This is a genomic window from Nostocoides sp. F2B08, assembly GCF_009184895.1.
Classification (GTDB): domain Bacteria; phylum Actinomycetota; class Actinomycetes; order Actinomycetales; family Dermatophilaceae; genus F2B08.
This window is the reverse complement of record NZ_WESE01000002.1, coordinates 408,999-430,726: the sequence shown is the minus strand read 5'-3', so window position 1 is coordinate 430,726 and position 21,728 is coordinate 408,999. Positions and strand designations below refer to the sequence as shown.

Genomic DNA, 21,728 nt, shown 5'->3' with positions numbered 1-21,728 from the left:
GTCGAGGACTCGGAACGGCAGGTGGGCTCACCGGCCGTCCGGCGGACGTGGCGCGAGCAGCCCCGACTCGTAGGCGTAGACGACGGCGTGAACCCGATCCCGCAGTGCCAGTTTCATGAGGATCCGCTTGACGTGCGTCTTGACCGTGCTCTCACCGAGGTGGAGCTCGCGGGCGATCTCCCGGTTGGCCAGACCATGACCCATGTGGATGAGCACCTCACGCTCACGCTCGGTCAGCCGCTCGAGGTCGCGGTTCGTCACATCGGTGGGCCGGCCACTCTCGGTGGTGGCTCGGGCGAACTCGCGCATCAGCCGCCTGGTGACCGACGGTGAGAGCAGCGCGTCGCCCGACGCGATGGTTCGGATCCCCTCGATGAGGGCCTCCGGTGGGGTGCGCTTGAGGAGGAACCCGCTCGCGCCGGCGCGCACCGCGTCGTAGACGTACTGGTCGATCTCGAACGTCGTGAGGATGACGACCCGCGGGGGATCGGAGTCGTCATCCTCTCCCGGGGTGGTGGTGATCCGGCGGGTCGCCTCGATGCCGTCCATCCCGGGCATGCGGACGTCCATGAGGACGACGTCCGGCCGCAGGTCACGCGCGAGCGCGACCGCCTCGTCACCGTCGGCCGCCTCGGCGGCCACGACGAGGTCGTCCTGGGTCTCGATCATCAACCGGAGGCCGGCCCGGACCAGGGTGTCGTCGTCGACGATCAGGACGCGGATCGTCATCGCGCCCACGTCCTCGAATCGGCGGTCCGCGCGGGCGCGGGCACACCGTCGGCACGCGAGCCAGCCGTCGTGTCGGGCGCGAGCAGGTCGTCCTGAGGATTGAGCGGGAGGACCGCCTTCACGCGGAAGCCCCCGCCTTCGACCGGACCCGCACTCAGTCGGCCGCCGAGCACCTTGGCCCGTTCGGTCATGCCGGCGATGCCGCGTCCCGTGCGACCGGAGCCCGACGTGGGCGACACCCGACCGTCGTCGACGACACTCAGGTGTAGATGCGTCGGCGTGCATGACAGGGTCACGTCGACGTGGGCGACGCCCGCGTGCTTGAGGGCGTTGGTCAGCGCCTCCTGGACGATGCGGTACGCGGCCGCGCCGACGTGCCGCTCCAGCGGGACGTCACACTCGTCGCGCAGGCTGATGCTCGCACCCGCCGCGCGCAGCTCCTCGACCATGGCGACGATGTCGGCGCTCGTCTTCGCCGGTCCCCGGATCGGCGCCTCGGTGTCGTCGAGCAGGCCGAGCATGTGGTCGAGGTCGGTCAGCGCCGTGCGGCCCAGGTGCTCGATCTCCTGCAGCGCCGCGAAGGCCTTGTCGGGCTGCTTGGAGAGCCGCGCGGCACCGGCTTGTAGAACCATGACGTTGACGGCATGGCCGACGGCGTCGTGCAGTTCGCGTGCGATTCGCGCCCGCTCGTCGGCCGCCGCCTCGGCTGCGACCTGCGCCTGGTGGGCCTCGAGGTCGTCCACGGCCTGGCTGAGCCGCTCGGCCAGCCCCTGGTTTCGGCGGACGGCGACCGCGAGCGCCCACCCGCTGGCGCACAGGAGGAACCAGACGACGATGACGAGGGCGTCCGGATCGCCAGGTCCGTAGAACGTCGTCGTCGAGAGGGCGAGCGCGACGGCTCCGACCAGAGGAGCGGAGACCCTGGGCGGACGGGTCAGTCCGACGGAGTAGGTGAAGAAGGGCAGAGCGAGGGGTGCGTTGCTGTCTCCCTGGGTGGCGCTGGCGAGCAGGTAGAGGCCGGCCGCGGCACCGAGGGCGAGGACCGGCGCGTGCCGGCGGACCAGGAGCAGGGCGTTGGGGCTGAGGGCCAGGAGCCATCCGGCGCCCTCGATCTCGCCGTAGAGGTCCACGTAGGCCGGGCTGCGCAGCGAGACGACGGTGATCCACGTGAACAGCGCCGCGACGACGACGTCCGAGGCGATCCACCAGATCCCCTGCGGGTGACGCCGGTCCGCAGCCATCCATCGCACCACACGTCGACCGTATCGCCCTCGCCTGCGCCGGGCGTCCTCCCGCGGGGGGACGGCCGGTCCCTCCTCGGGGGTGGTCCAGGCCGAGCGCCCAGGGGGACGACATAGCAGAGCCGGCGAACCACGCTGGAACCATGACCACTGATCTCCACACCCCACGGACCGAGCCTTCATGCACCGAGCCGTCACGGACCGAGCCTTTGGGAACCGGGCGTCCTCGAACAGACCGGGTCGCCGGCTCCCAGGCCCTCGGACTGGCCTACGCCGTGGCGATCGCCGCCGTCTGGGGACTCGTCGCCGCGGCGTGGACGCCGCGAGGGCCGCTGACGACGAGCACCGCGCTCTGGTCGATCCTCGTCAGCCTGGTCGTCGGTCTGATGGCCGGCTTCCTCATGCGCAGCCGATGGGCGATGCTCGTGGCACCTGCCACCTTCGCCGCGGTGTTCGAGCTCGCCAGGATGTCCGTCGACGGTCCGATGGTCGACGGCATCCACCTGACGATGTACGGCGCCATCGCGCTGGTCACCGGTCGCGGGTTCCACGCCCTGCTGTCACTCCTTCCGCTCGTGCTGGGAGCGGCGGTAGGAGCCGGGGTGGCGCGCTCTCGACTGCCGGATCCGAGGACCCGCTCCGGTAGCACCTCCCGACGGGGGACCGTAGCGCTCGGCCGGGCCGGGGTCGCGCTCACGGCCGTGGCGCTGCTCGTGCTGGTCGCCGCGCTGGCTCGACCCGCGTCGACGGACCCCATCACCGGGGTGGACGGCGAGGCGCTCCCCGGGTCGGTGGCCGAGCTGACGACACTCGAGGTCGGCGGCCACGACCTGCGGCTCATGATCCGCGGCGCGAGCGTCGACAACCCGGTGCTGCTGTTCCTCGCCGGCGGCCCGGGAGGCTCCGAGATCGGCACGATGCGTCGCCATCTGCCGGCGCTCGAGGAGCACTTCACCGTCGTCACGTGGGACCAGCGGGGGGCCGGGACGTCGTACCCGGAGCTGGATCCGACCGACTCCGTCACGCTCGACGGCTACGTCGCGGACACCATCGACGTCACGAACCACCTCCGCGAGCGGTTCGGCGTGGAGCAGGTCTACCTGCTCGGACAGTCTTGGGGCACCACCCTCGGAGTGCTCGCGGTGCAGCAGCGACCGGAGCTCTACCGCGCCTTCGTCGGCACCGGCCAGATGGTGAGCCAGCGCGCCACAGACGAGATCTTCTACGACGACACGCTCGCGTGGGCGACCCGAACGGGCGACGACGGACTGGCCACCCGACTCCGTGACGCCGGACCGCCGCCCTACGACGAGATGTTCCCGTATGAGACGGCGCTCTCCCACGAGCAGGCGGTCTACCCCTACGACCACAGCGGGAACTCCGAGGGCTCCGGGCAGATGTCGGAGAACCTCCTCGTCGATGAGTACACCCTGATCGACCAGGTCCACATCCTCGGAGCCTTCCTGGACACCTTCGCCGCGCTCTACCCGCAGCTTCAGGACATCGACTTCCGCAAGAGCGCGACACACTTCGAGGTCCCGATGTTCTTCGTCCAGGGCGCCCACGAGGCGCCCGGCCGGGCCGACCTCTTCGACGAGTGGTACCCGACGATCCAGGCTCCGGCGAAGGACCGCATCGTCCTCGACACCTCGGGCCACCGCCCGCTGTGGGAGCAGCCCGACGAGTTCGTCGACTACCTGGTCGGCACCGTCCTCGAACGGACCCAGCCGTGACGACAGACAGACAGACAGAAGGGAACCGTCATGAGCACGCACACAACGACCCCAGCAACCGATCTGCGGGCGTCACCGACAGCACAAGCCACCCGCCCCGGTACCGCGGGCTACTGGCTCGGGGCACTCGTGGCCATCCTGGCCACCGTCGCCGCGCTGATGTGGGGGACGACCACGTTCCTCGACTGGCGATCGCACCTCCAGGACTTCTCCCGACTCACCGCCGACGGGACCATCTCGGTCTCGGTGACCGATCCCGGACGGTTCTTCGTCTACCTCGAGCACGACCGGTCGACGGCCGTGCCCACGACCCCCGCGGTGACCGTCACGGGACCGTCCGGTGAGGAGGCGGCGCTCCGCGCATACGGGGCGCAGCTGCGCTACGACGTGCCCGGCGAGCCCGGCCAGGTCGGGGATGCGGTGCTGTCCTTCGCAGCCGACCGGACCGGCACCTATGCGGTCGTCGTCGCCGACCTCGAGCCCGGGACCGCGGTCGCGGTGGGTGACCACCTGGCCCGTGGGTGGATCTCACCGGTGGTGGGCAGCGTTGCGCTGCTCCTCGGCGGGCTCCTCCTCGGGACGGTCATCGTCATCGTGACCGCCGCCCGACGTGCGTCAGCGACCTGAACCCGTGGACGTCAGCGAGCGCGCGCGGCCGACCCGGGGACGTCGACGTCCACCCAGACCAACCGGTGGTCCGAGCTCGGGAACGGGAACGTTCCGGTGAGCCGTGACAGCGGATCGCTCAGAACCGGCCAGAACACGCCGGCATCCGCGATGCGCAGGTTCACTCTGGGCAGAACGTAGTCGGCCCGCAGATTGCCGGGTGCCACGTCCGAGAAGTCGGCGGTGTCGAAGCGCGGGTCGCTGAGGTGCGTCTCGTTGGCTCCTCCCTGGAGCTCGCTCGCCTCGACGGCCCCCTCGCTCGACGGCGTGACCGTCGTGTTGACGAGCGGGTGGTCGAGCAGCTGCTGGATCGCGCCGGGGATGCTGTCCCCGTCGAGCGGGTCGCTGTTCTGGTCGCCGGCGATGACGAACATCGACCCCGGCTTCAGGCCGCCGCGCACGCCCTCGTCGTCGTAGATGTAGGAGGAGGTCCGGCCGGGACTGATGTAGTCGGCCCAGAACCGGATCTCGTCGAAGTTGCGTGTCCCGTTGCGGTCCTCGGGGCCGTCGAACACCGGCGGGGTCGGGTGGCTGACGAGGAAGTGGACGTCGCGGGCGCCGATCCGGATCGGCACGTCCCAGTGGCTCTTCGAGGAGAGCCGGAAGACCTCGAGCTCCTCGGGGGAGTACCAGTCCGCCGGCTCGGGGGTGTTCGGGTCGTCGGGAAGCAGGGCACCCGGCATGTCCTTCCACAGGAAGGTCTGGAAGGTCCGGATGGCGTCGTCGTCGATCGGGTACCGGCTGTACACGACCATGCCGAACTGCCCGGGGAAGAAGCCGAAGCCGAAGGCGTCGTCCGGACCACCGATCACGCCGTTGTTGTTGAGGTCGAAGCCCGACGGAATGCCGGTGTTGGACGGCGCCACGAAGTAGTAGGGATACTCGATCGGCGCCGCGCCCTGCTGGCTGACCGAGAGGTAGTTCTCCTGGAAGAGCTCGGCCGCAACGCCGTCCTCGACATAGTCGAACTCGTTGATGAGCAGGACGTCCGGCCGGGTGCGCTGGATGATCTCGGCGACCGTCCGCGCCTGGGCATTGCCGGGCGTCGAGAGGTCCGCGACGAGCTGCCCCTCGGCGTTTCGGTTCAGCGAGGCGTTGAACGTCGCGAAACGCACCGGGTCGGGGCGAGCCTGCGCAGCCGTCGGCATGGCGGCCGCCAGAGCGATGAGGATCAGGGAGCTGACGACGGCGATGGCGGACCTGCGCATGACGATCTCTCCTCCGACGGGCGCCGGGTCCGGCCCCCGCGCACGCGGTTCAGGCTACGCCGAGCCTCCACCGCGCGCCACCGAATGACGGCGTCCATGGAGGCGCGATCTGTGCTGTCGGCGATATTCAGCGCGGTCTGACCATGACGTCGACCTCGCCGGTCGCCTCCTCGATGTCGTGCTCGGCGGTGGTGATGAGCTGGTCGGCCAGATGCCGCAGCGCGCGGGCCACGGCCACCTCGTCGCCGATGTGGGCGTCGGTGTCGTCCTCGCTGCTGCGGTGGCTGATCCCCTTCGCGGTGAGCGCCTCCGGCGAGTCGGCGAGTAGCGCGACGGTTGCCGTGGTGTCGTCACCCTTCTCGAAGATCGTGATCCGGACGTTCCACTGCCGCGAGGTCCCGAGCTCGGGACGCGCGACGAGGTCGGTGTGGTGCTCGGGCGCATTCTCGGACTCGCTGCCGGTCACTCTCAGGGCCGCTCCCGGTCCCGGGAACATGGTGCTCTCGTGTCCGTCCTCCCAGCGCACGACATACGGCGGTCCTCCGTCCGCTCCTCGCGCCTCCAGGACCTCACCTGCGCGCACCGGCTGGTTGACCAGCTCGCCGGCCAGGATGATGTGGTCACCGGGCTTGGCTCTCATGGCTGCTCCTCACGTGGGTCGTCACCGTGGTGCAGGAGGGTGCCGGGGCGGTGGCGACGGCCACGGCACCCACATCCGATTCTGCTCCCCGACCCCGCGCCGGGGCTAGGGGGTCACGGCGTGGTCCGCCTCACCGAGAGGCCAGGTCGTGCTCAACCGAGCAGGGACTCGACCTCGGCATCAGTCGTGGCACGGGCAGCCTCGATCTGGGCCGTGAGCGCCTCGGTGAGCAGGTCGATCAGGGCCTGCAGCTGGACGTCGGCGGAGGAGCCGACCTCCTCGTCGGAGCCGTCCAGGGCCCTGGCCGCGAGGCCCGCCTTGTCGTCGATGAGCTGGGCGATCCGCGGGTCGATCGTCTGAGCCGCGATGATCCGCCACGCGGTGACGGGCTCGGTCTGGCCGATCCGGTGCACGCGGTCGATCGCCTGGGTCTGCTCCGCCGAGGTCCAGGACAGTTCGGCCAGCACGACGTTGGAGGCGACCTGGAGGTTCAGACCCACCCCGGCAGCGGTGAGCGAGCACACGACGACGGCCACCTCGGGGTCGGTGAGGAAGGCCTCGATGTTCTCCTTGCGAGACTTCGGGGTCTGGTCGCCCCGGATCGAGGCATACCCCACGCCCCGTCGGGCGAAGGTCTCCTCAGCCGCGTCCATGACGTCGATGTGCTTGGCGAAGAAGACGACCTTGCCGACGCTGCGGGCCAGCTGGGCTGCGTAGTCGGCCGCCAGGCCGGCCTTGGCCTGACCGATCCGTCGCATCACCGAGAACACGTTCTCGCCGCTCTTCGCGGAGTCGGCGTTCTCGCGCTCCCAGGTGGCCACGCGGCGGACGAGGTCAAGGTCGATCCCCTCGACGTCGTCGACCCCGGTCCGGGTGGCGAGCGCCGAGTGATACCGGGCGACGAGCCGGCGGGTCAGCTCCTCCTCGGCAGCCCGGATCGAGCGGCCGGCCTCGTCGTCGATCTCCACCGGCAGGTCGGCGATCCGCCGTGCCGGGATGTCCGATGCCACGTCGACCTTGCGGCGGCGCACGATGCCGAGGTCGATCACGCTGCTGCGGGCCGCGGCGGAGAAACCGGGGTCGGCCGGTGTCAGGCCCGCTTCTTCGAGAGCGGCCATCAGCGCGTGCCGCGGCTTCTTGTCGTCGATCCACCCGAGGAACTGCCAGATGGCGCGGAAGTCCTCGATGTCGTTGATCAGCGGCGTTCCGGTCAGGGCCATGAACAACGCGCCCCGGCTGCGCGAGCGGATCCGCTCGGACAGCTCGAGGACGTGGCGCGAGCGTTGCGAGGACTTGTTCTTGATGAAGTGCGCCTCGTCGACGACCATGCCGCGGAACCCGTGGTTGCCCAGCCAGCCGACGTGCCGGTCGAGGATCTCGTAGTTGACGATGATGATGTCGGCGAAGCCGTCGGTCGTCTCCCCGTCACCGTGGATGACGGTCGCCCGCCGGCGGGGCGTCCACAGCTCGGCCTCGTGCGCCCAGTTGGCCTTGACGACGTTGGGCACGACGGCGAGCAGCGGGTATGCGCCGGCCGCCTCCGCCGCGAGCAGCGCCTGGGCCGTCTTGCCGAGTCCCGGTTCGTCCGCGAGCAGGAACGTGCGGTGCCCCTCCGCTGCGGCGGCGACGACCTGGGCCTGGTGGTGCATGAGCTCGAGGTCGGCGATCCCGTGGATCGCCTCCTCGGGCTCGGGAAGCGGCATGCAGGCGGCCTCGCCGCCCTGCTCGAAGGACCTGAAGAGGGGCTCGAGCAGCTCCCAGCCGCCGAGGCGGTTGGTCCTCGGGCGTGGCGGCACCGCCGAGTACTCCGGCTGGAGGAAGGGGTTCGCGAGCTGGGCGGCGACCACCGTCCGCGGCACGACGCGGCGCGGTGCCGACGCAGCGGGCTCCTCGGTTGCCGCCTCCGGCTCAGGCTCCGGTTCGGGTTCACGTCCGCCGGCGCGCAGCATCTCGTTCTTGAGGTCAACGGCGGCGTAGGACAGGTCGGCGTCCTCGGCGAGCAGCTGCAGCAGCGACGTGTCGCGGGCCGCTGTCTTGGCGAGCACCGTCGCGATGTCGTCGAGACGCTTCTGGCCGACGGTCTTCTGGGACTCGGACAGGTCGCCGTCGGCCTTGATGCGGGCCCGCTCCTCGCGGATGAGGAGCGCGACGACCTGGAAGGCCGTCCGGTTGCTCGGCCGCACCTTGCCGCGGCGTGCGGCGGCCTCGACCTGGCGGGCTGTCCTCGCCAGAACGGGGATCATGCCGGCCTCGCCCCCGGCCTGCGGGCGACGTCGGTCGCGTGTCGCGCCTGTGCGGCGCTGAGCTCGTTGAGCCAAGCGGATCCTTCTCCTGAGTGGACACGGCGGGGGGCCGCGTGCGGTGCCGTGCACCTGCTCGTCACGGGGGCGGCTGTCACGACGGGGCGGGCGGCGCGGGGACCTGCCTGCGAGCACAGGCCCGTGAACCCGCGTTCGACAACCCCAGTGCTCGACAACCCCAGGGGGACGAGAAGCCGCCTCGTCATCGCCGGCGTCTCGCGGAACGACCGGTACGGGCGCCAGTCTACGCTTTCCGGCCCCGCGCCGGTACTGAAGGCCGGGCGTTCAGGCGGGTGTCGCGTCGACGACCCCCATCCCGAGCAGGCGATCCACGACATGGCTCATGCCGATCTCGCGGGCCGCCTCGAGCGGCGTCTGCCCCTCGAGCGGGGATCTCGCGGTGGGGTCGGCGCCGCGGTCGAGAAGGAGGTCCGCGACTCTCTCCTGACCGGCCAGGATCGCGGCGACGAGCACGGTCGACTGGAACTCGGCATGGACGAAGTCGACGTCGACTCCGTGATCGAGGTGGTAGCGCACCAGCTCGAGATCTCCGTCGCACGCAGCGAGGAACATGTCCTTCCAGTCTCCGGCGCTCACATCAGAGCACTCTACCTTCGACATAACGGATGCTTATCCAGACCGCAGACCCGAAGGAGAACCCATGTCCGTCACAGACTCCCTGCTCGAGAACAACGAGCGGTATGCGGAGCGGTTCAGCGGACCCTTGCCGCTCCCTCCGGCCCAGTCCGTCGCGGTCCTCGCCTGCATGGACGCCCGCCTCGACGTCTTCCGGGTGCTCGGCCTGCAGGAGGGCGACGCACACGTGATCCGCAACGCCGGCGGTGTCGTGACCGAGGACGGCATCCGCTCGCTCGCGATCAGCCAGCGCCTCCTCGGGACGACCGAGATCATCCTCATCCACCACACCGACTGCGGCATGCTCACGTTCACCGAGGACGGTTTCAAGGACTCCATCGTGGCCGACACCGGCCTGCGGCCCACCTGGGCCTGTGAGGTCTTCTCCGATCTCGAGGCCGACGTCGTCCAGTCCATCGCGCGGATCCAGGCCAGTCCGTTCATCCCGCACAAGGACTCGGTGCGCGGCTTCGTCTTCGACGTCGCCACGGGCCGACTGAGCGAGGTCACCGCGGCCTAGCACCGCCCACGAGGGGCCGTCGCCCCGTGGTACCCCGCCGGCGGCGCACCACGAAGCCGACCCAGGAGACCAGGACGACGACCGCCACGAGCAGCTGCGCGAGCGCCTCGTGCTCGCGGGGGTAGACGACACCGGCGATGTAGTGGTCGATGAACCCCGTCGCCGGCAGGGTCGCATCGCCGGCACGATCACGGCCCCAGTTCTCGACGTAGGTCAGCGGGCAGGCCCACCCGACGAGGACGTTGAAGAAGCCGTATGCGGCGACGGCCAGGTGAACCCAGATGGTCCGCGGCCAGCGCCAGGCGAGGAAGCCGCCCATGACGAGGTAGGCCAGGAAGGCGAAGTGCGCCACCATGGCCGCATCGGCGAGCAGTCGGAACCCCATGACTCATCCACTGTGACACTGCACCTCCCGGGATGGCGACGATCGCCATCGATGACGAGCGCCGGGGATCGGCGGTAGGGCAGTCCGGACCGGTGATCTCATCCGCGGGGGGTGAGGTGGGCGCCGCGGGGGTCGGCTCACAGTGGTGCTGTCCTGATCCCCACCTGGAGGAGCCATCATGACCACCCCCTTTCGTGGCGCCGCCGCGACCCTCGCGCTCGGCGCCGCACTCCTGACCGGAGCCTGCTCGGACACCCCGGAGGAGAACACCGCCGACGCCTGCACCGCACTCACCGAGTACGAGACGGCCCTCACCACCCTGCGTGACTCGTTGACTGCCGACGCGACCGTCGAACAGGTCCGCGAGGCCCGTGACGACGTCGCCTCCGCCGCCGGTGAACTCGACAGCGCCCTCGGTGACGTCGCCCAGGACCGCGTCGATGCCCTGAACCAGGCGTGGAGCGACCTCGACTCCGCCATCACGGATGCCGACAGCGACGCGACGCTGCAGGAGGCGGCGGACACGATCCGGGCCCAGGCGCAGGAGGTGGAGAGTGCGCGTTCAGACCTCGGCTCCGCGCTCGAGTGCGGCTGATCGTCCGGATGCTGCGCGCCCCGACCTCGGACCGCCGAGGGCCGGGAGGCGGCCAGGTGCTTGATATGCAAGTGGATACTTGCATATAGTCGTGATGTGGACGTCTACCGGGCGTTGGCCGACGAGACCCGACGGGTGATCCTCGACGAGCTCACCGCCCGGGACGGACAGACGCTGTTCGAGATCTGCGCGACGCTGATGTCCCGACACGGTGTGACGATCAGTCGTCAGGGCATCTCCCAGCATCTCGACGTGCTCGAGGCGGCCGGTCTGGTCGCCACCGAGCGGCGTGGTCGCACCAAGCTCCACTTCCTCACCCCGGAGCCGCTCGCCGAGATCAGCCGGCGGTGGCCCACGACCGGAAGGCCCCGGCCATGAAGATCAGCCTGACCAGCGTCTACGTCGACGACCAGCGGTCTGCTCTGCAGTTCTACACGGATGTCCTCGGATTCGTGCCGCGCCATGACATCCCCGTGGGTGAGCACTCGTGGCTCACGGTCGCATCACCGGCGGACCCGGACGGCCCCGAGCTGCTCCTGGAGCCGGCCGAGCATCCCGCGGTCGGACCGTACCGGGCGGCGCTCGCCGAGGACGGCATCCCGCTCGCGCAGTTCGAGGTCGACGACGTCGAGGCGGAGTACGCCCGACTGTCCGAGCGTGGGGTGGTGTTCACCCAACCGCCGACGGACGCGGGCCCTGTCGTCATGGCGGTGCTCGACGACACCTGCGGAAACCTCATCCAGCTCGTCTCCGCCAAACCCGTCACGGACTGATCACGCCCACGCTCGTCCGGGGGAGTAGTGTCGGCACCCGCGATGAGATCCGAGGAGGTCCACATGGCGACACGTGTGACGGTCGACAACTTCGTGTGGGCAGAGACGGCCCGGATGCTCCATGACCTGCAGCGGGACGCCGGGGGTGTGAACAGGTTCCGGCACAACCGGGAGCCGGCCTCGATCGACGAACAGACGGTCATCAGAATGAACCGCGACACGCTCTACAGCTTCGCAGTCGTCGACCTCCGTGCCGGAGCCACTCTCGAGGTGCCTGACGCCGGCGACCGCTATCTGTCGGTCATGGTGGTCGACGAGGGCCACCATGTCGTGGCCGTCTGGCACGAGTCCGGCACCTATCGCCTCGACACGGAGTCGGTGGGCACCGCATACGCGTTCTTGGCCGTGCGGATCCTCGTGGATGCCGCCGATGCAGGCGACATCGCGGAGGTGGCTCGCCTCCAGGACCGGCTCGTGCTGACCGCCGAGTCGGGCGTGCCGTTCCCTGCCCCGGATCTCGATCGTGTGAGCCTCGACGAGACGCGCAACGCGCTGCTCGTCCTCGCCAGTGGCCTCGTCGGCTACGACCGGATGTTCGGGACCCGCGACGAGGTGGACCCGGTCCGCCATCTCATCGGCACTGCGGCGGGCTGGGGAGGGCTGCCGACGTCCGAGGCGGTCTACATGGGGGTGGACCCGAGGCTGCCACCGGGGGAGTACGAGATGACCTTCCGCGACGTGCCGGTCGATGCATTCTGGTCCGTGTCGGTCTACAACGCCGACGGCTTCTTCCAACCGAACCCGGCCGGCCGCTACACGGTCAACAGCGTCATGGCCCGGCCGGCTCCGGACGGCTCCGTCACGGTCCGGTTCAGTGCTGATCGCGAGGACACGACGACCCCCAACGCCATCCCGGTCCCCGAGGGCTGGAACGTCCTCGTCCGGCTCTACCGCCCCAGGCCCGAGATCCTCTCCGGGGAATGGACCCTCCCGCCGCTCGTTCCGGTCGGCGAGTCGATCCGCTAGCCCCCGGTCACCTCCACGGTCAGCCGCTCGGTCCACATCCCGACCCGCACCGAGCGAAGGTCGGCGACGACGGCATCGGCCGGCGTGAGCACCTCGGCAGGGTGCGAGGTTGCCACGGCGAGGACGCTCGCGCCGGCTGCGTGCCCGGCTGCGAGACCCGCGGGCGCGTCTTCGACGACCAGGCAACGGCGGGCGTCGACCCCGAGTCCGTCCGCCGCCCGCCGGTACCCCTGGGGGTCCGGCTTGCCGGCGCTGACGTCCTCGGCGGCGACGAGCACCCGGGGGACCGGAAGTCCAGCAGCCTCGAGACGTGCACGCATGAGCGGGCCGGAGCCGGAGGTCACGGCGGCCCAGCGGTCGGCAGGCAGCAGGCTCAGGATCTCGAAGGCGGCGGGCAGCGGGACGACGTCCTCCAGGTCGTCGAGCTCGAGCCGCTCGAGCTCCGCGACCGCCGTTGCCCGCTCCGCGGCGGGCAGGAACTCCGCGACCGTGTCCTCGGTGCGGCGACCGTGACAGACGGCGAGGATGTCCTCGGCAGGAAGGCCGCGCTGTGCGGCCCAGGCGCGCCAGGTCCGCTCGACGGTGCCGGTGGAGTCGACCAGCGTCCCGTCGATATCGAAGAGGATGGCGTCGACCTCGAAGATCACGTCGTCACCTCGAGCGCGACGCCCGTCTCGCGCTCGGACACCGCCCACAGGGTCGCGATCGCCTCGGCGCTCCCTCGCCGGAGAACGGGGAGGCGCACGGCGCGTCCGGTGTTCACGAAGCGAGGGCCGTAGAACTCGCCGCCGACGGCCCGTGGGTCGGTCGCTGCCCGGATCTGCGGCATCGCCCCGTCCTCGACGTCCATGCCTGTGTGCGCGGCCATCCACGCGAAGAACGGCCCGAGGACACCGCCGCCACCCTCGGCGACCGTGGTCGTCTGGAGCTCGCTGTGGGACAGACCGGGGTGGGCGATGAGACTCATCGCCCGGGAGCCGGCCCGCTCGAGCTCGGCCTGCAGACCCAACCCGAAGTGGTAGTTCGCGAGCTTCGACTGCGCATAGGCACGCCACGGGTCGTACCTGCCGTGCAGGTGCGGGTTGGCGGGGTCCAGCGCACGCCCGAAGTGGTGCGCGGTGCTCGTGACGGTCACGATCCGCGCCGCCGGCGCGGCCGAGAGGACCGGCATCAGCAGCGCGGTCAGTGTCCAGTGGCCCAGATGGTTGACGCCCAGCTGCATCTCGTAGCCGTCCTCGGTCGCCCGCTCCGGCATCGCCATCACGCCGGCGTTGTTGACGAGGATGTCGAGCCGGTCGTGACCGGCACGAATGGTCTCCGCGGCCCGCCGCACCGACTCCTGGGAGGCCAGGTCCAGCTCGACCAGCTCGAGCCTCGCGTGGGGCGACCGGGAGCGGATCGTCTCGAGGGCGCCGTGCGCTTTGTCCTGGTCTCGCGCGGCCATGACGACGGTCGCACCCTTGTCCGCGAGGACCGCGGCCGTCTCGAGTCCGAGGCCGCCGTTGGCTCCTGTCACCGCCGCCGTGAGCCCCGTGAGATCCGGGACGGAGTCTCGGGTGAAGGCCATGGCATCGTCTCCTGTCGTCGACCTCCAAGGCTGCACCATCGCCCCGCGGTGCGCCAATGGTGCGGGCCGCCGCGTGGCTCCCGCCGTCACACTTTCGGCCGATCGTCGGGCCCTGTCGTTCTGCGGGGAGCCGCTCTTCGGTACGGTCGAGGGGCGTCAGTCGAGCCGAGGAGGACGTCATGACCCAGCAGCCGCCCCCGCCGCCGCCCGGTGGGACCCCGCCGCCCCCGCCGCCGCCCGGTGGGACCCCGCCGCCCCCGCCGCCGCCCGGTGGAGGAGGCGCACCGCCCCCGCCGCCGCCCGGTGGAGGGGAGCCCCCGCCGCCGTACCAGTACCAGCCGCCCCAGCAGGTCTCCTCCGCCGGACAGCCCGGTGACCTCGGCACGCGGTTCGTCGCCAAGATCATCGACGGCATTCTCCTGGGGCTGTCGATCGGGATCATCTCCGCGATCCTCGGGCTCGCCGCCTTCGGCATGGGGATGCGCAGCAGCTGGGGTGCGGGCGTCGTCAGCACGCTGATCTCGACGGCGATCGTCGTGGGCTACTACGCGTTCATGGAGTCCTCACGCGGACAGACCGTCGGCAAGATGGTGCTCGGCCTCAGGGTCCAGAACCTCGAAGGGCAGAACCCGACGGTGGAGCAGGCGCTCAAGCGCAACGCCTACTTCGCCATCTCGCTCATCGGCATCCTGCCCATCCTCGGCGGCCTCATCGCGGGGCTCGCGTCGCTGGCTGCGGTCATCTACATCGCGGTGACGATCAACAACGACACCCAGTGGCGGCGTGGCTGGCATGACCAGTTCGCCGGCACCTGGGTCTCCAAGACGCGCTAGAAGTACGGGGCACAGCGAGTCACGGTGGACCGGACCGCTGCCTTCACCCTTGAGCGCCCCCGGCTCGTCGGCCTGGCGACGCGGATCCTCGGAGACCATGGCGAGGCCGAGGACATCGCGCAGCAGGCCTGGATCCGCCTGCACGGCACATCGGACGAGCCGGACAACCCGGCCGCCTGGCTCACGACGGTCACGGTGCGGCTGTGCCTGGACCGGCTCAAGGCGCGGGTTCCGGTGCCCGAGCAGGAGGTCGAGCCTGCCATCGCACCGGCTGCCGACCCCGTGGACGACGTCGTTCTCGCGGACACGGTGGCAGCGGCTCTGCACGTCGTCCTCGACCGGCTCTCGCCGCGTGAACGGGTCGCGTTCGTCCTGCACGACACGTTCGGCTTCGAGTTCCCGATGATCGCCGAGCTGCTCGACACCAGCCCCGCCGCCGCCCGTCAGCTCGCGTCGCGAGCCCGTGCCAAGGTCGCCCAGCCGGCCGCCGAGGACCGGCTCGCCGACCATGCGGTGGTGGACGCATTCCTCGCCGCAGCCCGCGGCGGAGAGCTCACCCGGTTGCTCGAGCTGCTGGCCCCCGATGTCGTCGTCCTGGGCGACGAGCCCGCAGTCGCCCTCGGAACCCCCGAACGCATCGAGGGCAGGGCCGAGGTCGCGGCCTTCTTCGACGGCGCCGCGGCCTCCGCTCTGCCCGTCTTCGTCGGGGACCGGCCCGGGGCGGCCTGGTTCGACCGAGGGACCCCGCGCGTTGCCTTCGACTTCGCCGTCCGAGAGGGACGCGTGACGCGCATCGAGTTCCGTGCCGAGCCGGGGATCCTCGCCACGCTGCGGCGTCGACGCGGTGCGCACGAACGGTAGGCGCGCCAGACACGTGGATCGCACCGGTGTCACACTCTCGACCCGGCGATCGTCGTATGCGGTGAGGGGCTCTCGCTCCTCGCCCACCGCATACCCGATCCGCAGGACGAGAGGACCCACCATGAAGACGATGACCTGCCGCCAGCTCGGCGGCCCGTGCGAAGTGGCCTTCCGTGGCGAGAGCGCCGACGAGATCATCCAGCAGCAGGACCGGCACCTCAAGGACGCCGTGCGCGGCGGCGACGCGAGCCACGAGCAGGCCGACACCGACATGCGCGGTCGGTGGAAGCGGCCCAAGAAGTCGCTCGACTGGTACTTCGGGGTCAAGCGGGACTTCGCGGCGCTGCCGGAGGACTGAGCGAACTGCGCGTGCCGGTGCCCGAGGGTCTTGTGCTGTCTCGGATGTAATGATGTAATTGTTGTATGCAAGAAATCATCGACTGGTTCACCCCACGCATCAGCGACCTCTTCGGCGACGGCGCCACCGTCACCGTCGACAAAGAGGAGATCACCGTCGTCGGACCGCGTCCGCAGCGTGCCGACGAGGCCGGCGAGGAGAGCATCGCCGACTACCGGGAGCGCACCCGCACCGCGCGCATCGCGATCGCCCGGGAGGCCGAGGAGCTGTTCCGACGCAAGGTGTCCTGGGGTGTGGCCGACGGAGACGACGTCGTCCTGTTCACCCATCTCGCGGTGCCGGTCATGACCCGGCTGCGCCAGAACGAGCGCCGCGTCCTCGACACCCTCGTCGCCGGCGGCGTCGCCCGCTCGCGTTCGGACGCCCTCGCGTGGTGTGTCCGGCTCGTCGGCCGCCACGAGGGTGACTGGATCGCCCGGCTCCAGGAGGCGCTGCGGTCGGTCGACGAGGCCCGCGCGACCGGACCCGACGCCGGCTGAGCGGTTCGGCGTGGGCGGGTCTCCGCTGGTCAGGCGACCACCGCATACTCGAGATGCACCACGCCGCAGGCGAACCGGTTCGTCCCCAGGAGACGCAGGTCGACGCGGAGACCGTCGGGTAGCCAGCGTGATCCGCCGCCGATGACGACAGGGTGGGCGTAGTACTCGAGGCGGTCCACGATGCCCGCTCGGAGCGCGTGGGCGGCGAGCTCGGGACCGCCGATGTTGACGTCCCCGGTCGCGTGCTCCACCAGCCGCCGCACCGCCGCGGGGTCGAAGTCCCGCGCCAGCCGGGTTCGCGTCGTCGTGACCTCGGGAAGAGTCGTCGAGTAGACGACCTTGTCACGACCGCGCCAGATCTCGCCGTACTCCCGCTCCACCGGGTGGCTGTCCGGCTCGGTGCCGTAGGTCTCCCACACCCGCATGACGTCGTAGAGCCGCCGGCCGTAGAGCTCGAGCGAGACGGCCCGGTCGCGCTCGTTGACGAAGGCGTGCACCTCCTCATCCGGAGCGGCCCAGTCGAAGCCGCCGTCGACGTCCGCGACGTAGCCGTCGAGCGACCCGATGCCGGTGTAGACCAGGTGTCCCATGTCCGTCCTTCGTGTGATTACTGCGGGAGTGGCGCCCGTCGTCGCCCTTTCGGTCACAGCGCAAAAAGGCGCGGTCGTTGCGCCACCGTGGGTGTCAGTCCGGCTCGTCGATCCATGATGCCCGTCCACCCGTCCGGCGTGACGACATAGACGTCCCCGTCGCTGCAGGCCGACGTGATGGCGGCGTAGCGCCAGGCATGGACGAATTGCCACTCGACAGCGGTGTCGACGACATATCCCTCGCGACACACCACGGTGAAGAGGTCCGCGGCGGTGGGACTCCAACCGGCATCGGTCCGGACCCGTGGTGGCGCCATCTCATGGGCGATGTCGCCGAGGAGGTCACTGAGATCCTGACTGGGGCTGAGAACCTGCCCCCAGTGCTCGGATTCGGATGTGAACCGTGGCTCAGGTGTTCGAAGGCGTCGTACCCCCATGAGGGCGCGAGTCTCGCGGTCGACATGCGCCACGAGAGTGCTGCCGATCCGTCCTCGTCCCTGACGGATGATAACGGGCAACGTCGCGGCAGGGTCGTCGAGGATCCATGGCTGATGCTCCAGATGTCGGTCCATGTCGGCAGCCTCCCGCAGGATGGGGAGGGGCGCCGGTCGTCATCCACAGAGCTGTGGACAACGCTCAACGCTCCGATCCGTCACGTGATGGAGTCGTCTCGTGCGGCACGACGACGGAAGGGTCAATGGTGGGGTACTCGACGCATTATCTCGGAGGGCCACGCATCCGCCCGCACCTCAACCCGGCGGAGGTTCAGTGGTTGCGCGCCTTCTGTCGACGGTGGCCGGGACCGGAGGCCTCCGATCCGTACGACGTCCCGATGAACCCGAGCCTGGAGCAACTGCGAGAGGCTGAGCATCGGCAGGCCTCGCTCGGTGTTGTCGGGCCCGCAGTGGTCGTTGAGAGCGGGTTCGGCTCATGCGACTGGGAGCCCACCGTGACCGGGACGCATCTGCGGTGGGTCCAGCGAGAGAAGTCCAACCACGCGACGGTCGAGATCCAGTACCTCATCGACCACTTCTTGCGCCCCGGTGCTCGGGCTGCGACATCGGGACGCGCCCAGTTCGCCGAATTCTCGTTCGACCATGTGGTCTCGGGTGTCATCGCCGCCGAGCGGGACGACGGACGCCTGTCGCTCATCACGGTCGCAGACAACGTGGTCTCCGAACTCGTGATGACAGCAGGTCACGATGACGGGCTCTGGTGACTCGTCGGTGGTGCGGGTCGATCGCATAGCGCTAGCATTCTGCGACATGCGGACGCTGTACCTGCGGAACGTTCCCGACGAGGTGGCTCGCGCACTCGAGGAGCTCGCACGACGCGAGTCGATGTCGGTGAGCTCGCTGGCGGTCCGAGAGCTCAAGGCGGCAGTAGCGTTCCGGGCGAACGCAGAGGTCCTGCACGAAGCACCACGCCGCGAGCTCGATCTGGAGGACATCGTCCAGGCGGTGCGCTCCGGACGCGACACGTGATCGTCGTCGACGCCTCGGTCGCCGTCGGTGCCATATCCGGCAACGCCGCTTGCGTTCAGGCAGTCGAGGATCGCCGCCTCGCAGCACCCCACCTCATCGACGCCGAGGTCGCGCACGCGGTGCGGAGCATGGTCGCAGGCGGTCTCCTCGAGTCCCGCAATGCCCGGCTGATGTTCGGGACGTGGGGTCGGCTCGCCGTCGACCGACTTCCGATGTCGGGTCTCATCTCGCGGGTATGGGAACTGCGGCACAACCTCACCGCCTATGACGCGATGCTCGTCGCCTCCGAGCCGCGTGCAGACCACGGCGGCTGAGATCGTGTGACCGAAACGGCCTCCTGGCACCGGTCTGGTCACACGATCCGTCAGTCGGGGACCCCGAGCGCCTCGGCGAGTTGGTCGGACCAGGTGTCGACGACCCTGCGCCGACGTCTGGTGTCGTCGGTGAGAAGGTTGGCCAATGCCAGCCCGCGCGCGAGGTCCAAGGTGGCCTGGATGAGCGCTCGGCTGTGCGGGTCCGAGTCGTCGACCTCGAGCAGTCGCACAGCCATCTCGTGCACCTCCCGGGCGAAGGCCCGCTCCATCGGCACGACGGCATCGCGCAGCTGAGCATCCGCGGCGGCGACCGTCCACACCTGCAGTGCCGCCCGGAAGAGGTCGCCGCCGTAGACCTCGACCATGAGTGAGACGACCGCGTGGACGCGCGCCCGACCCGTTCGGCGCGGCATCTCGGTCGCCTCCACAGCCGCCTTGCGCTCGTCGAAGATGAAGCGCAGCGCCGCCAGCACCAGGTGCTCCCTGGTGGGGTAGTGGTGCTGCACGGCGCCACGACTGATGCCGGCCTCCGCCGCGATGACGGACACGGTGGAGGCATCCCATCCCCTCGTGGCCAGGCACGACACGGCCGCCTCGAGGAGCCGCTGCCGCGTGGCGCGGCTGCGGTCCTGCTTCGGCTCGCCGGAGATCGTCACGCCGCCGGGCCGTCCTCGGCGGCAGCCGGATCGACGACGGCGAGCGTGGTGCCCTGCTCGACCTGCTGGCCGACGCTGACGAGGATCTCGCGGACCGTGCCGGCGGCGGGTGCAGCGATGACGTGCTCCATCTTCATGGCCTCGAGCCACATCAGCGGCTGGCCCGCCGCGACGACATCGCCGACCGAGACCGCGATCCGCACGGCGGCGCCGGGCATCGGAGCCACGAGCGCACCCTCGGGGGCCCGGGCCGAGGGGTCGACGAAGCGCGGGAGCCGCCGCAGCTCGACCGAGCCGAGGGGGGAGTCGATGGCGACGGCCGCCTCATCCTGCCCCGGCACCGGGTGCCGCGAGACCTCGAAGGACCGGCGCACCCCGTCCAGCTCGAGGACGACGCGGTCGCCCGCCAGGTCGACGAGCCGGACCTCCTGGGTGCCCGCGGGAAGTCTCTCCAGCTCGAGTCCGTCCCGCGCGAACCGGTAGCCCACCGCATACTCGCTGCCGTTCACGCCATCGCCGTCGGCCCCACCGCCGTCGACCAGGTATGCGCGGTGCCGGTACAACCCGTCGCGGACGGTTCGGAAGCCGCTCGAGACCGCGACGAGGTGACCGAGACGTGATCGCTCCTCCGCTGCGTCGGCCAGGGCCGCGACGAGGGCGCCGAGGTCGGGCGCGAGTCCGGTGTCTGCGCTCAGGGCGGCCGGGTCGTTGGTGTCGTAGAAGCCAGTGTGCGCCGTCCCCGCGAGCACCTCGGGGTGGGCGAGGGTGGCGACGAGGAGGTCCCGGTTCGTCCGGACCCCGTGCATGCGGGTGCGCCGCAGGGCGGTGGTCAGCTCGCGGACGGCGGCCTCGCGGGTGGGTGCGCGCGAGATCACCTTGGCGAGCATCGCGTCGTAGTGCGTGGAGACCACGGAGCCGGCCGAGACGCCGGAGTCGAGACGGATGCCGTGCTCCGGAGGACGGTCGAACTCGGCACCGACCCCTGGGACGTCGAACACGGCCACGGTCCCGGTCTGCGGGGTCCAACCGTCAGCGGGGTCCTCGGCATAGATGCGCGCCTCGACCGACCAGCCGGTCATCGTCGGCTCGGCACCCTCCAGAGCCCGCCCCTGCGCCACGTCGAGCTGGAGCCCCACGAGGTCGAGACCGGTGACGCACTCGGTGACCGGGTGCTCGACCTGCAGACGCGTGTTCATCTCGAGGAAGAAGAACGACCCGTCCTCGGTGGCCAGGAACTCGACCGTGCCCGCCCCGACGTAGCCGACCGCGGCCGCGGCAGCCCGACCGGCCTCGAGCAGCCGGTCCCGCATGCCCGGGCCGACGCGCTCGACGAGCGGCGATGGCGCCTCCTCGATGACCTTCTGGTGCCGGCGCTGCAGCGAGCACTCGCGTTCGCCGAGGGCCCACACGGTCCCGTAGCGGTCGGCCATGACCTGGACCTCGACATGGTGTCCCCCCTCGACGAAGCGCTCGCAGAAGACGGTCCCGTCACCGAAGGCCGAGGCGGCCTCGGCGTCGGCGGACTCGATCGCCGCCGGCAGGTCGTCGAGGCGCCGGACGATACGCATCCCCCGGCCCCCACCGCCCGCGGAGGCCTTGACGAGAAGCGGCAGGTCGGCCTCGGTCACGGCGTCCTGGTCGAGCCGGTCGAGGACCGGGACGCCGGCGGCGCGCATGAGCTCCTTGGCCGCGACCTTGCTGCCCATGAGACGGATCGCCTCCGCCGGCGGGCCGATCCAGGTGAGGCCGGCATCCTGCACCGCCTGGGCGAAGTCGGCGTTCTCGGAGAGGAAGCCGTAGCCGGGATGGACGGCGTCGGCGCCGGCGCGTCGGGCTGCCTCGATGATCCGGTCGACGTGCAGGTACGTCTCGGCCGCGGCGTTGCCCGGGAGTCGGACGGCGGCGTCCGCTTCGCGCACGTGCAGCGCGGTGACGTCGGCGTCGGAGTGCACGGCGACGGTGGCCAGACCGCGACGGCGGCACGTCGCGAACACCCTGCGGGCGATCTCGCCCCGGTTCGCGACGAGGACGCTCGTGATGGTCGTGGTGTCGGTCGAGATGAGTTCGGGCATCG

General features: G+C 70.4%; 27 protein-coding genes. 14 read left to right on the top strand and 13 right to left on the bottom strand.

Annotation, left to right across the window (positions count from 1 at the left end; translation table 11 throughout):
* Nucleotides 1-27: 27 nt before the first annotated feature.
* The gene (locus tag GA707_RS05740; protein ID WP_152177446.1) at nt 28-729 is read right to left on the bottom strand and encodes a response regulator transcription factor; all 702 of its coding nucleotides are present in this window, start codon (nt 727-729) and stop codon (nt 28-30) included.
* On the bottom strand, nt 726-1,982 hold the full coding sequence (locus tag GA707_RS05735) for a sensor histidine kinase (protein ID WP_152177445.1): 1,257 nt from the start codon (nt 1,980-1,982) through the stop codon (nt 726-728). The genes GA707_RS05740 and GA707_RS05735 overlap by 4 nt, the downstream gene beginning before the upstream one ends.
* Nucleotides 1,983-2,113: 131 nt before the next feature.
* Here GA707_RS05735 and GA707_RS05730 point away from each other — a divergent pair, with 131 nt between their 5' ends.
* Together GA707_RS05730 and GA707_RS05725 are read left to right on the top strand one after the other, a co-directional pair.
* The gene (locus tag GA707_RS05730; protein WP_152177444.1) at nt 2,114-3,703 is read left to right on the top strand and encodes an alpha/beta fold hydrolase; all 1,590 of its coding nucleotides are present in this window, start codon (nt 2,114-2,116) and stop codon (nt 3,701-3,703) included.
* A 30-nt stretch (nt 3,704-3,733) separates the two neighbouring features.
* Nucleotides 3,734-4,330 (top strand): hypothetical protein, encoded by a 597-nt coding sequence (locus tag GA707_RS05725; RefSeq protein ID WP_152177443.1) that lies wholly within the window; start codon nt 3,734-3,736, stop codon nt 4,328-4,330.
* 11 nt (nt 4,331-4,341) lie between these two features.
* Here GA707_RS05725 and GA707_RS05720 read toward each other — a convergent pair whose 3' ends face one another.
* The 4 genes from GA707_RS05720 to GA707_RS05705 form a co-directional block, all read right to left on the bottom strand.
* Entirely contained in the window at nt 4,342-5,577 is a 1,236-nt protein-coding gene (locus GA707_RS05720) for an endonuclease/exonuclease/phosphatase family protein (RefSeq protein ID WP_152177442.1), read from the bottom strand.
* Nucleotides 5,578-5,704: 127 nt separating this feature from the next.
* Entirely contained in the window at nt 5,705-6,217 is a 513-nt protein-coding gene (locus tag GA707_RS20740) for a dsRBD fold-containing protein (protein WP_193315190.1), read from the bottom strand.
* A 152-nt stretch (nt 6,218-6,369) separates the two neighbouring features.
* Nucleotides 6,370-8,460, bottom strand: coding sequence for a DEAD/DEAH box helicase (locus GA707_RS05710; RefSeq protein WP_152177441.1), 2,091 nt, complete (start codon nt 8,458-8,460; stop codon nt 6,370-6,372).
* Nucleotides 8,461-8,802: 342 nt separating this feature from the next.
* Complete coding sequence (locus GA707_RS05705) at nt 8,803-9,114, bottom strand: ankyrin repeat domain-containing protein (RefSeq protein WP_193315189.1); 312 nt, start codon at nt 9,112-9,114, stop codon at nt 8,803-8,805.
* A 64-nt stretch (nt 9,115-9,178) separates the two neighbouring features.
* On the opposite strand from GA707_RS05705, the gene GA707_RS05700 reads away from it, so the two are divergent.
* Complete coding sequence (locus GA707_RS05700; protein WP_152177439.1) at nt 9,179-9,673, top strand: carbonic anhydrase; 495 nt, start codon at nt 9,179-9,181, stop codon at nt 9,671-9,673.
* Here GA707_RS05700 and GA707_RS05695 read toward each other — a convergent pair.
* The gene (locus tag GA707_RS05695) at nt 9,660-10,058 is read right to left on the bottom strand and encodes a DUF2784 domain-containing protein (RefSeq protein ID WP_152177438.1); all 399 of its coding nucleotides are present in this window, start codon (nt 10,056-10,058) and stop codon (nt 9,660-9,662) included. The genes GA707_RS05700 and GA707_RS05695 overlap by 14 nt on opposite strands.
* A 178-nt stretch (nt 10,059-10,236) precedes the next feature.
* On the opposite strand from GA707_RS05695, the gene GA707_RS05690 reads away from it, so the two are divergent.
* From GA707_RS05690 to GA707_RS05675, 4 genes are all read left to right on the top strand, one after another.
* Nucleotides 10,237-10,653 carry a hypothetical protein gene (locus GA707_RS05690; protein ID WP_152177437.1) on the top strand — a complete coding sequence of 139 codons (417 nt, stop codon included), beginning with the start codon at nt 10,237-10,239 and terminating at the stop codon, nt 10,651-10,653.
* A gap of 96 nt (nt 10,654-10,749) precedes the next feature.
* Nucleotides 10,750-11,031, top strand: a complete 282-nt coding sequence (locus GA707_RS05685) for a helix-turn-helix transcriptional regulator (RefSeq protein ID WP_226963553.1) — start codon at nt 10,750-10,752, stop codon at nt 11,029-11,031.
* Nucleotides 11,028-11,426 carry a VOC family protein gene (locus tag GA707_RS05680; protein WP_152177435.1) on the top strand — a complete coding sequence of 133 codons (399 nt, stop codon included), beginning with the start codon at nt 11,028-11,030 and terminating at the stop codon, nt 11,424-11,426. The genes GA707_RS05685 and GA707_RS05680 overlap by 4 nt, the downstream gene beginning before the upstream one ends.
* 63 nt (nt 11,427-11,489) lie before the next feature.
* Complete coding sequence (locus GA707_RS05675) at nt 11,490-12,452, top strand: DUF1214 domain-containing protein (RefSeq protein WP_152177434.1); 963 nt, start codon at nt 11,490-11,492, stop codon at nt 12,450-12,452.
* Here GA707_RS05675 and GA707_RS05670 read toward each other — a convergent pair.
* Both GA707_RS05670 and GA707_RS05665 read right to left on the bottom strand, forming a co-directional pair.
* Nucleotides 12,449-13,099, bottom strand: a complete 651-nt coding sequence (locus tag GA707_RS05670; RefSeq protein ID WP_152177433.1) for an HAD-IA family hydrolase — start codon at nt 13,097-13,099, stop codon at nt 12,449-12,451. The genes GA707_RS05675 and GA707_RS05670 overlap by 4 nt on opposite strands.
* On the bottom strand, nt 13,096-14,019 hold the full coding sequence (locus GA707_RS05665) for an oxidoreductase (protein ID WP_152177432.1): 924 nt from the start codon (nt 14,017-14,019) through the stop codon (nt 13,096-13,098). Before GA707_RS05665 ends, GA707_RS05670 begins: the two co-directional genes overlap by 4 nt.
* 179 nt (nt 14,020-14,198) lie before the next feature.
* Between GA707_RS05665 and GA707_RS05660 the strand changes: the two genes are divergently transcribed.
* From GA707_RS05660 to GA707_RS05645, 4 genes are all read left to right on the top strand, one after another.
* Complete coding sequence (locus GA707_RS05660) at nt 14,199-14,852, top strand: RDD family protein (protein WP_152177431.1); 654 nt, start codon at nt 14,199-14,201, stop codon at nt 14,850-14,852.
* A gap of 24 nt (nt 14,853-14,876) precedes the next feature.
* A complete protein-coding gene (locus GA707_RS05655) occupies nt 14,877-15,713 on the top strand; it encodes a sigma-70 family RNA polymerase sigma factor (protein ID WP_152177430.1) in 837 nt (278 codons plus the stop codon).
* Between the two features lie 121 nt (nt 15,714-15,834).
* The gene (locus GA707_RS05650; protein ID WP_152177429.1) at nt 15,835-16,071 is read left to right on the top strand and encodes a DUF1059 domain-containing protein; all 237 of its coding nucleotides are present in this window, start codon (nt 15,835-15,837) and stop codon (nt 16,069-16,071) included.
* 65 nt (nt 16,072-16,136) lie between these two features.
* Nucleotides 16,137-16,610, top strand: coding sequence for a hypothetical protein (locus tag GA707_RS05645; protein WP_152177428.1), 474 nt, complete (start codon nt 16,137-16,139; stop codon nt 16,608-16,610).
* Between the two features lie 29 nt (nt 16,611-16,639).
* Here GA707_RS05645 and GA707_RS05640 read toward each other — a convergent pair whose 3' ends face one another.
* Nucleotides 16,640-17,200, bottom strand: a complete 561-nt coding sequence (locus GA707_RS05640) for a dihydrofolate reductase family protein (RefSeq protein ID WP_152177427.1) — start codon at nt 17,198-17,200, stop codon at nt 16,640-16,642.
* Nucleotides 17,201-17,253: 53 nt separating this feature from the next.
* Nucleotides 17,254-17,772 (bottom strand): hypothetical protein, encoded by a 519-nt coding sequence (locus GA707_RS05635; protein ID WP_152177426.1) that lies wholly within the window; start codon nt 17,770-17,772, stop codon nt 17,254-17,256.
* A 260-nt stretch (nt 17,773-18,032) separates the two neighbouring features.
* Between GA707_RS05635 and GA707_RS05630 the strand changes: the two genes are divergently transcribed.
* The 3 genes from GA707_RS05630 to GA707_RS05620 are packed head-to-tail and all read left to right on the top strand — an operon-like array spanning nt 18,033 to nt 18,998.
* Entirely contained in the window at nt 18,033-18,419 is a 387-nt protein-coding gene (locus GA707_RS05630) for a hypothetical protein (protein WP_152177425.1), read from the top strand.
* A 46-nt stretch (nt 18,420-18,465) separates the two neighbouring features.
* Nucleotides 18,466-18,684, top strand: coding sequence for an antitoxin (locus GA707_RS05625; RefSeq protein ID WP_152177424.1), 219 nt, complete (start codon nt 18,466-18,468; stop codon nt 18,682-18,684).
* Nucleotides 18,681-18,998: a type II toxin-antitoxin system VapC family toxin gene (locus GA707_RS05620; protein ID WP_152177423.1), complete on the top strand. Its 318-nt coding sequence runs from the start codon at nt 18,681-18,683 to the stop codon at nt 18,996-18,998. The genes GA707_RS05625 and GA707_RS05620 overlap by 4 nt, the downstream gene beginning before the upstream one ends.
* A gap of 50 nt (nt 18,999-19,048) precedes the next feature.
* On the opposite strand, the gene GA707_RS05615 is transcribed toward GA707_RS05620, so the two are convergent.
* On the bottom strand, nt 19,049-19,654 hold the full coding sequence (locus tag GA707_RS05615; RefSeq protein WP_226963552.1) for a TetR/AcrR family transcriptional regulator: 606 nt from the start codon (nt 19,652-19,654) through the stop codon (nt 19,049-19,051).
* On the bottom strand, nt 19,651-21,726 hold the full coding sequence (locus GA707_RS05610) for a biotin carboxylase N-terminal domain-containing protein (RefSeq protein ID WP_152177422.1): 2,076 nt from the start codon (nt 21,724-21,726) through the stop codon (nt 19,651-19,653). Before GA707_RS05610 ends, GA707_RS05615 begins: the two co-directional genes overlap by 4 nt.
* Nucleotides 21,727-21,728: the final 2 nt, after the last annotated feature.